Below are 13,503 nucleotides of genomic sequence, written 5' to 3'. Positions count from 1 at the left end.
AAGAAGGTGCCCTTCCTTACCAGCTGGCGCGGGCGGAGAAGGCGATGCTGGCGAGCAGGAAGCCGCCGTTGACGATCGTGAACGCCACGATCACCCAGAACACCAGCGCCGGAGCGACCGCCAGGACCAGGGCCGCCGCGAAGATCACCGCGCCGTAGTCGCGGACCAGCTTGACCAGGCGTACGGGCAGCGAGGTCGAGGTGACCATGCTTGCCGCGTTCGGGCCGGACTGCATCACCGAGGTGACCAGGTTGACCATCCAGCTCCCGGCGAACGCGGCCACCAGCCACACCGGCGTCGAGGGGCGCTGCGCCACCGCAGTCGCGGACAACGCGGCGACCAGGGCGATCTGAGCCGCCACGTCACAGAGCACGTCCACCCGGGCGCCTGCCGCACTGCCCTGGCCGGTCACCCGGGCCAACTGGCCGTCGGCGCAGTCCAGGGCGTACGCCACCTGCCAGCCGACCAGGGCGAGCAGCCCCACCAGCCAGGCCGGTACGTCCCCGGCGGCGACCGGGCCGGCGAGAGCGACCACGGTGGCCGAGGTGGCCAGCCCGAGCACCAGGTTGGTGATGGTCAGTGCGGTAGGCCGGAGCCCGAGACGCTGGGCGACGAGCGCGAAGACCGCACCGATCCACTGGCTGACCGACTCGCTGAACAGGCCACCGCCCCGGTTCACCCGGTGGAAGTCGGCGATCGTGGGGTGGGTCGGCTCAGCCAAGGTGCTCACGGAGGGCGTCAACGTAATCTCCCAGCCGGGTACGAAGGTCGTCAGCGGACAACGCGAGGTGTTCGAGGATGGTGTAGCGGTCCGGCCGGGTACGCGGCGCGAAGGCGACCGCCTCGACGAACTGCTCGTCGGTGAGACCCAACTCGCTCGGCCGGGTGGAGAGGCCGTGCCGGTGCAGGCAGCGGGCGAGCTGGCCGAAGCGCTCCAGGTCACCGCGCAGGAAGGTGCAGAACAGGGCACCCAGGCCGACCTGCTCGCCGTGCGAGCCGGTGCCCGGGTAGAGGTGGTCGATGGCGTGCGAGATCTCGTGGTCGCCGCCGCTGGCCGGCCGGCTGGAACCGCAGACCGACATCGAGATGCCGCCCAGGATCAGCGCCTCGGCCAGCGTGGTCAGGAAGGCGTCATCGGTGATCTTGCCGGGGTGGTTGACCAGGGCCTCCGCCCCGGTCCGGGCCAGCGTCAGGGCCAGTCCGTCGATCGGCTCGTCGCGTACCTGATGGGCCAGCTCCCAGTCGGCACAGGCGCTGAGGTTGCTCACCGCGTCGCCGATGCCGGCCTGGGTCTGCCGATCCGGGCCGTTCTCCACGAAGTCGAGGTCGACCAGGACGGCGATCGGGATGTGTACGCCGTACGACCCCTTGCCGCCCTCGTGGCTCAATGAGGCCACCGGGGAGGCGATGCCGTCGTTGGCGAGGCTGGTCGCCACGGTGACCATCGGGAGGGCGTAGCGGGTGGCGGCGTACTTGGCCGTGTCGATGGTCTTGCCGCCACCGATCCCGACCACCGCGTCGTAGTGTCGGCGGCGCAGTTGGTCGCCCAGCGCGTTGGCCGAGTCGACAGTGCCGCCGCTGACGGTGAAGATGTCGGCCGATCCGAGCGAGGGCCGGCACAGGTCGGCGATCTTCTCGCCCTGCCCGGGGCCGACCACCAACGCCACGTCGCCGCCCCCGGAGATCCGCCGGTCGGCGAGCAGCGCGCCGAGGTCCGACACCGCACCGCGGCGGACCTCGATCGACAGCGGCGTCGTGACGGTACGGGCTAGTAACGGCACGCGATCTCCCGAGCCCGGGCCAGGTCGGCGTGGTTGTCGACCTCGACCCAGGACACGTCCCCGATCGGAGCGGCTCGCACCTCGCCACCCCGGTCGGCGAACTCCTGGTAACCGTCCTCGTAGTACAGGTTCGGGTCGCGTCGCCAGGTCGCCTCCAGCGCATCGGCGAGCGCCTCGGCCACCTGCGGCTCGATCAACGTCGCGCCGATGTACTCGCCGTACGCCTCGGCCGGGTCCATCAGCTTGGTGATCCGGGTGAGCTGGCCGGCGGCGTCGAAGGTGGTCTTCATCTCCTCCTCCGCCAGCGCTTTGATGTTGTCGATCGCCAGCAGCACACCGGGACCACGCTCGGCGAGCAGCGTCTTCTCCACGCTCACCGGGTGCACCGTGTCACCGTTGACCAGCAGCACGCCGCGGGCGAACCAGTCCCGGGCCAGCCAGAGCGAGTACGCGTTGTTCCACTCCTCGGCCTTGTCGTTGTGCACGAGGGTGATCGTGACGCCGTACCGGCGCTCCAGGTCGGCCTGGCGTTCCCGGACGGCGTCCGCGGCGTACCCGACCACCACCACGACGTCCGTGAGTCCCACCTCAGCCAGGTTGCGCAGGGCGATGTCGAGGATGGTGATCTCGCCATCCACCGGCACCAGCGCCTTCGGCAGGGTGTCGGTGTACGGGCGCAGCCGGCGACCCGCGCCAGCCGCCAGCACCATTCCGACCATTCCGGTACCAGTCTCTGTCTCAACGGCGTTCACCGGAGGAGGATAGCGCCGTCCCGTGGGCTGCCGTCGGCCCAGCCGGACAGCGCTGCCAGGTCGGCCAACATCTCCAGCCGCCGCGACCCGGGTCGCCCGGCACCGCGCGCCCAGGTGGCGGCCCGCGACCAGTGCGGCTTACGCGACAAGGGCGGCTGTGCGGCGTGTGCGCTGGTCCGCCGCTGTCGTGTGCGCTGGTCCGCCGCTGTCGTTCAGGAAGGAGTCGACCTCAGCAGGGCGAAGGCTCGCTCCGCGATCTGGCGGATCAGGCCCTCGTTGACGTGGCGGTGCTCGTCCAGCACGTCGACATCGTCCGGACCGAGCCAGCGGTACTCGGTGTGCTTGCCGGCCTCCAGCACCGGTGCGGTCAGGTCACCATCGACCCGGACCAGCCAGTCGTACTCGATCCGGGTCAGACCGTCGTCACCGACGTAGCGGAACTCACCGACCGGGCCGAGGATCTCCGCCACCTGCCAGCCGGTCTCCTCCAGGACCTCCCGACGCAGGGCCTCCTCAACGGTCTCGCCCGGTTCGACGTGACCGCCGACGATGTCCCAGCAGTTGGGGAACAGGCGGCGGTCCGCCGACCGACGCTGAAAGAACAGCCGCCCCTCAGGGTCGACGATCAGCGCTCCCGCACACCGCAACGGCTCGACGGACACCCCAGCACCCTAACCCTCCCCCACCCCACCCACCCACCACCCGCCCGCCCCCTCTACCCGCCCGCCCCTCCGCCCGCCCCCCACCCGCCCGCCCCCCTCTACCCGTCGATCTTGCACTTTGTGTCCCCGCATAACGGTCCTATGCCGCGAATCAGCGTCCAAAAGTGCAAGATCGACGGGGCGAGGCGAGGCGAGGCGGGGCGGGCGGGTGGGGTGGGGTGAGGCGGGGGTGAGGCGGGGCGGGGCGAGGTGGGGTGGGGTGGGGTGGGGTGGGGGTGGGGGTGAGGAGGGGTGGGGCGGTGTGGCGGGGTGGGGTGGGGGGTATGGGGGTTGGGTCGGGGGTGGAGTGGGTTGGTGGGGAGGACAGGATGCGTGGGGCGGACCGGTTGATCGAGCAGCAGTACGCCATGCTGCTGCGGCGGGACGTGGCCCGCCTGCCCGAGTTGTACGCGGTCGACGGCAGCTACGGCATGCCCGGCGTGACGGTGCGTCCGACCGAATTGCCGGCGCTGCTGCGTACCTGGACGGGTGCCTTTCCTGATCTGCGGGTCGACCCACTCGGCGCGGTGCGCACGGCCGGTGGGGCGGCGGTCGAGCATCGGCTGACCGGCACCCACACCGGGGTGCTGCACACCCCGTTCGGCACCGTCGCGCCGACCGGTCAATCCGTGTCCTGGCAGGTGGTGGACATGGTCCGGGTACGGCGGGGTCGGATCGTCACCTGGCGGTGCTACTTCGACTGGGGGCAGCTGATCACCTCGCTCGGGGTGCAGGTGGCGGGCCTTTCCCGGCAGGTGCCGTTGGCATCCGTGTCGACCGGCGAGCCGGTGTTCGCCGGACGGGAACCGGCGGCGGCCTGACCTGCTCCGCCGTCCGGCCGCACCTGCCGCGCAGTCCGGCGCGACCGGGCTGACTCCCCGGTCGGCTGAGCCCGTCCTCCCGGGTCGCCCGCCTCACCTTCCCGGTCGCTCGGCTCACCCGACCCGGTGGCTCAGGATGCGGACATCGCCGTGCCGTCGGCGTACGCCCTGCTACCGCACGTACGCTGAACAGCCATGACCGCCGAGCAGTTGATCTCCTTCGCCCGTGGCGCGCCTTCGCTGGACATCGTCGATGTCGAAGGGCTCAAGGCCGCCGCCGTCCGCGCGTTCGATGCCGATCCCGCCGGGGTGACCGCGTACGGCACCTCCGTCGGCTACCTTCCGCTGCGGAAGTGGATCGCCGAGAAGCACGGGGTCCAGGCCGACCAGGTGTTGATCACCAACGGTTCCCTGCAGGCCGACGCCTTCCTCTTCGACCACCTGGTACGCCCCGGTGACGCCGTGGTGGTGGAGCGGCCGACCTACGACCGGACCCTGCTGAACCTTCAGCGGATGGGCAGCGAGCTGCACGGGATCACCATCCAGCCGGACGGCCTGGACACTGCCGAGCTGCGCAAGCTGCTGGAGTCCGGGGTGCGGCCACGGCTGGCGCACATCATCCCGAACTACCAGAACCCGGCCGGTGTGACGCTCTCCCTGGACAAGCGCCGGGAGCTGCTGGAGTTGGCCGCGGAGTACGGCTTCACGATCTTCGAGGACGACCCGTACGCCGACATCCGGTTCCGTGGCGAGCCGCTGCCGTCGATGCTGTCGATGGACACCCGCGGCGTCGTGGTGCACGCCTCCAGCTTCACCAAGACGGTCTGCCCCGGCGTACGGGTCGGCTACCTGATCGGCCCGGCGGACCTGATCGGTGCCATCGCGAGCAAGGCGACAAGCCTCTACATCTCGCCCGGGATGGTGGCGCAGGCGATCGTGCACCAGTTCTGCGTCTCCGGCGACATCGAGCGGTCGATCGAGACGGTCCGGGCGGCGCTCGGCGAGCGGGCGCGGGTGCTTGCCGAGTCGCTGCGCCGGCACATTCCCGAGGCCCGGTTCGTGGAGCCGGACGGCGGCTACTTCCTCTGGGTCGAGTTGCCGCAGGACGTCGACGTCGAGAAGTTGGCGCCGGCGGCTGCCGAGCGGGGCGTCGCGGTGGTCAAGGGCAGTGATTTCGTCATCGACGGTGGGCGGCACGCGCTCCGGCTCGCCTATTCGGCGGTCACCGCGGATCGCGTCGACGAGGGCGTGCGGCGGCTTTCCGAGGCGATGGAAGCGGTTCGCGGCTGATTATCTGTCGGGTTTCTGACAGTACGGCCACGCCGGTCGCTCCAGGGCTCCCCCTTGGGGCGACCGGCGGCTCACAATGCTGCGAGCGTCACTCACCTGCGTACTGCGGCCTTTCGGGCTTCGACCGTCGTGGACATGCCCGACGCGAGCCGGCCGCCGTACGCCCCGGGTGACGCGGCAGCACCACCCCCGCCCCCATGGCGCCGGGCGGGCCGGGCCGCAGCCTCACCCCCCGTAGCGGTCCGGTCCGTCCGGCGCCACCCCCCGGCGGTCGCCGGAGCCACCATGATCGTCGCCGCGGCGTACCCTGCAAGCCGCAACCAGGGCGTGCGGAGGGGGCGTGATGACCGATCGGATCAAGCGAGGCCGGAACACCTCCACCGCCGACCAGCGGACGTCACCGCCGGATCAGGACCGGGCCCGCTCCGCGGTCGCCGGCCGGGCGCTGCGGCCCCGCGACTGGTCGCCGGTACGCGCCGTGACACGTCGCCTCAGTCCGGACGGAACACGGACGGTGACGGCTCCGGCCGAGTCGCCGCGCAGCGCGGTGGTGGACTGCGCGGTCTACGTCGACGGTAGGCGCCAGCCCGGCGAGTGGAACTTCGCGGAGGCGCTGGCGGCGGCGCGCCGCGAGGAGAGCGGCTTCGTGTGGCTCGGGCTGCACGAGCCGGAGCTGGCCGAGATGACCGAGATCGCCGAGAGCTACGGGCTGCACGAGTTGGCCGTCGAGGACGCCGTCAAGGCTCAGCAGCGGCCCAAGCTGGAGCGCTTCGGCGAGGTCAGCTTCCTGGTGTTGCGTACGGCCCGCTACTGCGAGCACACCGAGCTGACCGAGAACTCCGAGGTCGTGGAGACCGGGCAGGTGATGCTCTTCATCGGTCCACACTTCCTGATCAGTGTCCGGCACGGCGACGCCAGCCGGCTCGCACCGGTTCGGGAGGAGTTGGAGAGCCGGCAGGACCTGCTGCTGCACGGCCCCTGGGCGGTCGCGTACGCGATCACCGACCGGGTCGTCGACCTCTACCTGGAGGTCGCCGACCAGCTCGAGGACGACATGGACGTGCTGGAGATCGAGGTCTTCGACCGTCAGGCCACCGGCCGGATCCAGCGGATCTACCAGCTGAAGCGGGAACTTGTGGAGTTCAAGCGCGCGGTGATGCCGTTGCAGCGTCCGCTGCTCGCGTTGACCACGCAGATGAACCGCGAGGTGCCCAAGGAAGTACGCCGTTACTTCCGTGACGTGCAGGACCACCTCAGTCGTACGGTCGAGCAGGTCAACTCGTACGACGACCTGCTGAACTCGATCCTCCAGGCGCGCCTGGCCCAGGTGACGGTCGACCAGAACAACGACATGCGCAAGATCGCCGCGTGGGCGGCCATCGCCGCCGTCTGGACCGCCATCGCCGGCATCTACGGCATGAACTTCGAGTTCATGCCCGAACTGAAGGTGGCCTACGGCTACCCCGTGGTCCTGGCCCTGATGCTCACCATCTCCCTGGCCCTCTACCGCTGGTTCCGCCGCAACGACTGGCTCTAACCCCCTCCCGCCCTCCCCGCACCCTCACCCCTCTCGCCCGCCGATCTTGCAGTTTCGGTCGCTGATTCGCGACACAAGTCCGCTTTGCACCGACACAAAGTGCAAGATCGACGGGGCGAGGGGGGTGGGTGAGGGTGAGGGGGCAGGGGGTTAGGGGCGGCCGTTGGAGGTGGAGGGGGAGTTGTTGACGGCCTGGGTGAGGTTGTCGGCGGGGCGGCCGCTGGTGGTGCGGGCGCCCTCGGCGACCGAGGGGACCTTGTCGGTCGGGGTGGGCTTGGGCGGGGTGGTGGTCTTGGTGGTGGAGGCGCTGTCGCCAGCGGCCACCGCGGAACTGCCCGCGCCGGTCGAGGCCTTGCCTGCGCCGGCGGGGCCGGTCGTACGCACCTCGATGGTCTCCACCTCCTCGCGCATCGGCTCGAGCGTCGTGCCCGGGTCGTACTCGGCCCACGCCTGCTGTTCCCGGTAGCGCCGCAGGGCCATCGCACCGGCCAGGCCGGCCACCGTGCCGGCGGCGAGCAGGCCGATCATGGTGCCGCGGCGGGACTTCTTCTTCGCCTTCATGTTCTTCGCCTTGACCTTCCTGGTGGCCGCCGCCTTCTTGGTAGCGGCAGCCTTCTTTCCGGCGGCAGCCTTACCGGCTGCCTCGGCCTGCGCCTGCCGCATCGCCAGGGTCAGGGGCGCGAGTGCCGCAGCCGTCGTCGCCAGACCGCTCGACGCGCGATCACGGATCATGACTGTGGCTGGCATGACGGCACTGCGAGCCGCCTCGACCCGTGGACCGACGGTGGCGCCGGCACCCTTCGCCGCGTGCGTGGCAGCCTGACGCAGGTGACCAACGCCGCGGTTCAGCTCGGCCCTGGCCAGTTGCCCCTGGGTCTTGCGCCGCGCGAATCCAAACACGTTCCCACCTCCTGGGAGTTGTCCTCTGTCATCCTCCACCTTCGGATGCCTCCGCATGTCCAGATCGGGCACATGGGAGGATCCGCAAGGAACTGACCAACGAGTGAGGAGTACCCGTGGCCGAGGCTGTCTACGCCACCTTGCACACCAACGCCGGTCCGATCCGGCTGGAGCTTTTCCCGAACCACGCGCCGAAGACGGTCCGCAACTTCGTCGAGCTGGCCGAGGGCACGCGCGAGTACACCGACCCGCGGACCGGCCAGCCGGGCAGCGGTCCGTACTACGACGGCACCATCTCGCACCGGGTGATCAGCGGGTTCATGGTCCAGATGGGTGACCCGACCGGCACCGGTCGCGGCGGCCCGGGCTACAACTTCGCCGACGAGTTCCACCCCGAGCTGCGTTTCGACCGGCCTTACCTGCTGGCGATGGCGAACGCCGGGCCGGGCACCAACGGCTCGCAGTTCTTCATCACGGTCTCGCCGACCCCGCACCTGAACAACCGGCACACCATCTTCGGTCAGGTGGCCGACGAGCAGTCCGCGAAGGTTGTCGACTCGATCGCCAACACCCCCACCGGCCCGAGCGACCGGCCGCTGCAGGACGTCGTCATCGAGCGGGTCGAGATCGAGCGTCAGGGCGCCTGACCCGTACGTCGTCCGGCCGTGTCCGCCGCCCGGGCCTGGGTGTGGCGGGCACGGAGGATCCGACCGGGGTGCGGCCCATCCGTCGCTGCGGCGGATCAAGGTACCTTTGCTCGCATGACTGAGCGCTCGGGCACCTGGGGCTCGCGGTGAGTGAGTCCGCGCCGACCACTCCGGCCTGTTACCGCCACCCCGGGCGGGAGACGTACGTCAGATGCACCAGGTGCGACCGGTCGATCTGTCCGGACTGCATGAACGAGGCATCCGTCGGCTTCCAGTGCCCGGAGTGTGTGTCGGAAGGACGTCGTAGCGTCCGGCCGGCGCGTACCGCCTTCGGTGGCGGTGCCGCCGGCCGGCACGGCTACGTGACCAAGGCGCTGATCGCGATCAACGTGCTGATCATGCTGGTGTCGATCGCCTCCGATCGGGGCGGGGACGCGGCGGCCGGTGGCACCGGCTTCGGCGGTCTGATGGGTGGCAGCACCCCGCTGACCGAGTGGGGTGCCGTGCTGGGTCGGGCGATGTTCCTCGACGGCAGCATCGGCGGGGTCGCCGAGGGCCAGTGGTATCGCCTGGTCACCGCGATGTTCCTGCACTACGGCGTACTGCACCTGCTGCTCAACATGTGGGCGCTCTGGGTGCTGGGCCAGTCGTTGGAGGCGGTGCTCGGGCCGCTGCGCTTCGCCGCGCTCTATTTCATCGCCGGCTTCGGCGGCAACGTCGCGGTGTACGTGTTCAGCCCGCCGAACCAGATGTCGGCCGGCGCGTCCACCGCCATCTTCGGTCTCTTCGCGGCGATATTCGTGATCATGAGAAGGCTCGGTCGGGACACCTCGGCGATCCTGCCGATCCTGGTGATCAACCTGATCTTCACGTTCACCGTGCCGCAGATCTCGATCGCCGGGCACCTCGGTGGCCTGGTGTTCGGCGGGCTCATGGCCCTCGTGCTGGCCTACGCTCCGAGGTCACACCGGACGCTGGTGCAGGCGGTGGGCGGCACGGTGATCATGGTGCTGCTACTCGGCGCGGCGCTGATCCGTACCGTCGCCCTGCTCGCCTGAGGGCGGCCGGGACGGGCGTGCCGGCTCCGGGCGGACGGCGGCCAGGGCGTCGGCGACGTCCTCCGGGTCGGTGCCGAGGTCGAGCCGGCTGAACAGGTGCAGCGTCTCGCTGGTGTCGATCTCCAGCGCCGGGCCGGCGAAGCCGCGTCCGGGTCGGCGCTGCACCCGGATGCTCTCCACCGCCGACCAGGGCAGGTGCTGCCGGCCGGTCCAGCCCTTCGGCACGGTGATCCCGCTCGGATCGACCGCCAGCCGGACCGGCGCGATCACGTCTCGTACGCCCCACCCGGCCAGCAGCGCGGCACCCAACGCGCCGGCCACCGGCCGGAGCAGGTCACCCTCGGCCAGCAGGAACCCCAGGGCGAGGAGGCCGGCCGCGCCGACCAGCTTGAGCACCGGTACGGCGGCAGGAATCCGCCACTGCATCGGGGTCGTCCCGGCAGGAACCCGACCAGCATCCGTTTCGGAAGGCACGAGACCAGCATGCCAGCGCGGGCGGACGGCCGGCAGATGGGCGTAGGATCGAGGCAGCCCAAGTTACCGGGGAGTACAGATGAGTGACGCGGTTGTCGTCGGTGCGGTGCGTACCCCGGTCGGACGGCGCAAGGGCAGCCTTGCCGCAGTGCACCCGGTGGATCTGTCGGCGCACGTGCTGCGCGCCCTCGCCGAACGGACCGGATTCGACCCGGCGCAGGTAGACGACGTGGTGTGGGGGTGCGTCTCCCAGGTCGGCGAGCAGTCCTGGAACGTGGCACGCAACGCGGTGCTCGCCGCCGGTTGGCCCGAGTCGGTGCCCGGCACCACGCTGGACCGGCAGTGCGGCTCCAGCCAGCAGGCGCTGCACTTCGCCGCCGCCACAGTGCTCTCCGGCCAGGCCGACCTGGTGGTCGCCGGCGGGGTGGAGTCGATGACCCGGGTGCCGATGGGTTCCAGCGTGGCCGGTGGCCAGCCGTTCAGCGAGCTGATCCTGGCCCGCTACCGGGGCGTCGAGGGCGTCGCCGAGGATTCGCCGCTGCCGTTCAACCAGGGCGTCGGCGCGGAGTTGATCGCGCAGCGCTGGCGGTTGTCCCGTACTCAGCTCGACGAGTTCGCCCTGGCCAGCCACGAGAAGGCCGCCGCCGCCCAGGACGCCGGAGCGTTCGAGGGCGAGATCGCGCCGGTCGTCCTCCCGGACGGCGGCAAGTTCGCCGCGGACGAGGGCGTACGCCGGGACACCTCACTGGAGAAGCTGGCCGAGTTGCCCACCCCGTTCCGCCCGGACGGAGTGGTCACCGCCGGTTCGGCCTCGCAGATCTCCGATGGCGCGGCCGCGCTGGCCGTCACCACCAGCGAGTGGGCCAGCCGGCACGGCCTGCGGCCGCTGGCCCGCATCCACACCGCCGTGGTCGCCGCCGACGACCCGGTCGCCATGCTCACCGCGCCGATCCCGGCCACCGCGAAGGCGCTGCGCCGCGCGGGGCTGGGCATCGAGGAGATCGGGGTGTACGAGGTAAACGAGGCGTTCGCCCCGGTGCCGCTGGCCTGGCTGGCGGAGACCGAGGCGGACCCGGAGCGGCTCAATCCGCGTGGCGGGGCGATCGCGCTCGGGCACCCGCTCGGCGGATCGGGTGCCCGGATCATGACGACGATGCTCGCCCACATGCGCGACAACGGCATCCGCTACGGCCTCCAGACGATGTGCGAGGGTGGCGGAATGGCGAATGCGACTATCGTCGAGCTGCTCTGACCTGCGCCGCTGAGCCGATCTTCGTAACGTGGAATTTGCAAAAAGCAGTTGCGTGAGCCACGTCACCGGTTGAGCAAGGTCGTTGGGTAGGGCATGGACGTCTTCTCCCGAACGTTCCTTCCCGCCGCTGCCGAAGCCGGGTTGGCGGTGCAGACCGCGACCCGGCACATGCCGGTGTTCCGTCGCTGCGTCGGCTCCAGCGACGCCACAGTTCTGGTCACCCGGTGCAGCCGGCCCGACCGGCCGATGTCCGGCGAGTACCTTCTCCTGCTCACCCACCGACGTCTCGTGATCACCCGGCAGACCCGGGTGCTGCATCGGCTGCGGCTGCACCTCAACACCGAGTTGCGCGAGCTGAGCCACGTGACCTGGAGCCCCGACCCCCGACTGCACTCGGTCGAGTTGGCGGCCACCGCCATCGACGGCATCCGTGAGCGCTTCCTCGTCCGCACCCAGCACCCGAAGCAGGTGTGGCAGCTCGACGCGCTGTTCAACCACGCCTTCCGCACCCGGGTACGCACCACCCGACCCCGGGTACTGGCGACCGTCGCGGAGGCCTCCGCCGTCCGGCCGACCACGCTGCACCCGGCCGCGGCCCACTGACCGTCGCGTCGCCGACAACGACCGGCGAGGCGGCAGGTGAACCCCACCGCCCCGCCGATGATCAGGGCCAGGCGTCAGTAGACGCGAGACCCGATGAAGTCGTCGTACCCGTACCCGACGGGCTGCGCGAACGACCGCGACTCGAACGACCACTGCTGTCGGGAGCTGCTGGAGCAGTTCGCCAACCGCAGCCGGGGGGTGCCCAGCAGCGGGTTGTCGAAGGCCAGGCAGAGGTTGCTGTTGCCGGCGGCGCGGATCTGGTTGCCGGAGAAGACGAACTTCTGGTTGTTGCCACCGTGGCAGTCGTAGATGTTGACAGTCGTGCCGGAGGTCAACGATCCGCCGGTGACGTCCAGGCAACGGTCGTGGGACAGCTCGGAGTGCAGCGACTGCCGCGTCGGGTCGTACCAGAAGCCCTGGTTACGACCCCCGTGACAGCGGTACGACTGCTGCGCGGTGTTGTTGCGTGAGTCGTACCCCTTGCCGTCCACGCAGGTGCCGGTGGCGGCGTTGCGCAGCTGCTTGAACTGCATCAGGCCCGGGTAGAGCACGCCGTTGCCGGTGCTCGCCGGGTCGACGCAGGTGCCCTGCTGCTGGCCGGAGGCGTAGAACTGGGTGATGCACTGGGCGAACATGCCGTGACCCCGGTAGTTCGGGTGGAACGACTGGCGGGCCGCGTTCTCGTCCCAGACGCCGAGTTCGATGTAGAGGCCGCGTACGGAGGTGTTGTCGGTGCACACCTCATGGCCGTGGAAGAGCCGGCTGCCGTCGAGGTAGCGGGTGCCGGTGTTGGCCGCCGCCGCCCGTAGCGCCGATTCGAACAGCGGTACCGCCTTGTTCCGGGCGAAGGCGGCGTCGGCCAGGTAGAGCAGGCAGCCGCCGTTGTACCAACCGGGGAAGTTGGGGTTGTCCTCCACGTCGGGGCTGGCCGGGCTGGAGTACGACATCAGCACCAGCTCATAGTCGGAGTTGAGGTAACCGGCACCGGTCATGGTCCGGCGGATGTCGTTGAGCGCGTCCTCGACGGCGCGCCGGCTGCCGTCGGTGCGTACCGTCCACTGGTCGGTGTAGGTGGGCCAGCAGGGGCCCTGGAAGAGGACGCGGCGCACCGCGCAGTCGGTGGCGACCGGACCGAACTGGATCGTGCCGTCGCCGTTGGCGCCGACCACCACCCAGATCAGTTTGATGTTGGTGTTGCGCGCCTTGATGGCGAGATGGTCGCCCTGGTTCAGCTCGTTGTGCTGGGTCGGGCCGCCCGCGATCAGGTTCCACGGGGTGGCACCCGAGCAGGCGATGTTGTAGCGCTCGTCGGCGGCGATGCCGGTACGGAACACCGCCTGGTCGTACGAGCGGTCGCACCAGTTGCCCGGCTGGTGGGTGCCGGGCACGTAGTTGCCCACCCCTTCGCCGGAGATCTGACTGTCGCCCATGGTGATCAGCGCGGTGCGGCGCTGGGCGAGTGGCCGGATGCCGGGAGTGCCGTACAGCTGGGTGGCCTCGGCGGCGCGGATCGTTTCGAGGTGGGCGGGGAGTGGCTGGACGGCGGGACGGTCGGCCGCGGCGGCCGGTGAGGCCGGCCCGGCCAGCATGGGCAGGACGAGAGCGGTGGCGAGGACGGCGACCTGGACGAGTCGCCGTCGGGGCGTCCGTTCACGCCCGGCAGGGGAACCAGACATCGAGGCGCTCC

14 protein-coding genes are annotated in these 13,503 nt (G+C 70.4%); 7 read left to right on the top strand and 7 right to left on the bottom strand.

Going from position 1 to position 13,503, the window contains the following annotated elements; all coding sequences use genetic code 11:
• Positions 1–16 precede the first annotated feature (16 nt).
• The 4 genes from Vgi01_RS26210 to Vgi01_RS26195 all read right to left on the bottom strand — a co-directional run bounded on the left by Vgi01_RS26210 (position 17) and on the right by Vgi01_RS26195 (position 3,195).
• Positions 17–730, bottom strand: coding sequence for a CDP-alcohol phosphatidyltransferase family protein (locus Vgi01_RS26210; RefSeq protein WP_204292857.1), 714 nt, complete (start codon positions 728–730; stop codon positions 17–19).
• Positions 714–1,781, bottom strand: a complete 1,068-nt coding sequence (locus tag Vgi01_RS26205) for an iron-containing alcohol dehydrogenase family protein (protein WP_204292856.1) — start codon at positions 1,779–1,781, stop codon at positions 714–716. Before Vgi01_RS26205 ends, Vgi01_RS26210 begins: the two co-directional genes overlap by 17 nt.
• Positions 1,769–2,500 carry a phosphocholine cytidylyltransferase family protein gene (locus Vgi01_RS26200; protein ID WP_102656578.1) on the bottom strand — a complete coding sequence of 244 codons (732 nt, stop codon included), beginning with the start codon at positions 2,498–2,500 and terminating at the stop codon, positions 1,769–1,771. Before Vgi01_RS26200 ends, Vgi01_RS26205 begins: the two co-directional genes overlap by 13 nt.
• Before the next feature lie 245 nt (positions 2,501–2,745).
• Complete coding sequence (locus tag Vgi01_RS26195; RefSeq protein WP_102656577.1) at positions 2,746–3,195, bottom strand: NUDIX domain-containing protein; 450 nt, start codon at positions 3,193–3,195, stop codon at positions 2,746–2,748.
• 368 nt (positions 3,196–3,563) lie between these two features.
• Here Vgi01_RS26195 and Vgi01_RS26190 point away from each other — a divergent pair, with 368 nt between their 5' ends.
• The 3 genes from Vgi01_RS26190 to corA all read left to right on the top strand — a co-directional run bounded on the left by Vgi01_RS26190 (position 3,564) and on the right by corA (position 6,882).
• The gene (locus tag Vgi01_RS26190) at positions 3,564–4,055 is read left to right on the top strand and encodes an ester cyclase (protein ID WP_204292855.1); all 492 of its coding nucleotides are present in this window, start codon (positions 3,564–3,566) and stop codon (positions 4,053–4,055) included.
• Positions 4,056–4,250: 195 nt separating this feature from the next.
• On the top strand, positions 4,251–5,345 hold the full coding sequence (locus Vgi01_RS26185; protein ID WP_204292854.1) for an aminotransferase-like domain-containing protein: 1,095 nt from the start codon (positions 4,251–4,253) through the stop codon (positions 5,343–5,345).
• Between the two features lie 478 nt (positions 5,346–5,823).
• Positions 5,824–6,882: a magnesium/cobalt transporter CorA gene (gene corA, locus Vgi01_RS26180; RefSeq protein ID WP_373307045.1), complete on the top strand. Its 1,059-nt coding sequence runs from the start codon at positions 5,824–5,826 to the stop codon at positions 6,880–6,882.
• Between the two features lie 150 nt (positions 6,883–7,032).
• On the opposite strand, the gene Vgi01_RS26175 is transcribed toward corA, so the two are convergent.
• Complete coding sequence (locus tag Vgi01_RS26175; RefSeq protein WP_204292852.1) at positions 7,033–7,839, bottom strand: hypothetical protein; 807 nt, start codon at positions 7,837–7,839, stop codon at positions 7,033–7,035.
• 59 nt (positions 7,840–7,898) lie between these two features.
• On the opposite strand from Vgi01_RS26175, the gene Vgi01_RS26170 reads away from it, so the two are divergent.
• Entirely contained in the window at positions 7,899–8,429 is a 531-nt protein-coding gene (locus Vgi01_RS26170) for a peptidylprolyl isomerase (RefSeq protein ID WP_204292851.1), read from the top strand.
• Between the two features lie 146 nt (positions 8,430–8,575).
• Positions 8,576–9,487: a rhomboid family intramembrane serine protease gene (locus tag Vgi01_RS26165; RefSeq protein ID WP_102660856.1), complete on the top strand. Its 912-nt coding sequence runs from the start codon at positions 8,576–8,578 to the stop codon at positions 9,485–9,487.
• Here Vgi01_RS26165 and Vgi01_RS26160 read toward each other — a convergent pair.
• Positions 9,443–9,913, bottom strand: a complete 471-nt coding sequence (locus Vgi01_RS26160; RefSeq protein WP_204292850.1) for a PH domain-containing protein — start codon at positions 9,911–9,913, stop codon at positions 9,443–9,445. The genes Vgi01_RS26165 and Vgi01_RS26160 overlap by 45 nt on opposite strands.
• A gap of 127 nt (positions 9,914–10,040) precedes the next feature.
• Between Vgi01_RS26160 and Vgi01_RS26155 the strand changes: the two genes are divergently transcribed.
• Positions 10,041–11,213, top strand: coding sequence for a thiolase family protein (locus Vgi01_RS26155; RefSeq protein ID WP_102660854.1), 1,173 nt, complete (start codon positions 10,041–10,043; stop codon positions 11,211–11,213).
• Between the two features lie 93 nt (positions 11,214–11,306).
• A complete protein-coding gene (locus tag Vgi01_RS26150; protein WP_102660853.1) occupies positions 11,307–11,816 on the top strand; it encodes a hypothetical protein in 510 nt (169 codons plus the stop codon).
• A gap of 74 nt (positions 11,817–11,890) precedes the next feature.
• On the opposite strand, the gene Vgi01_RS26145 is transcribed toward Vgi01_RS26150, so the two are convergent.
• Entirely contained in the window at positions 11,891–13,492 is a 1,602-nt protein-coding gene (locus Vgi01_RS26145) for a ricin-type beta-trefoil lectin domain protein (RefSeq protein WP_204292849.1), read from the bottom strand.
• Between the last annotated feature and the right edge of the window lie 11 nt (positions 13,493–13,503).

The sequence above is a fragment of the Micromonospora gifhornensis genome (assembly GCF_016863515.1).
Taxonomy (GTDB): domain Bacteria; phylum Actinomycetota; class Actinomycetes; order Mycobacteriales; family Micromonosporaceae; genus Micromonospora; species Micromonospora gifhornensis.
Note: the sequence above shows the minus strand (reverse complement) of the source record. Positions and strands in the feature narration are given on the sequence as shown.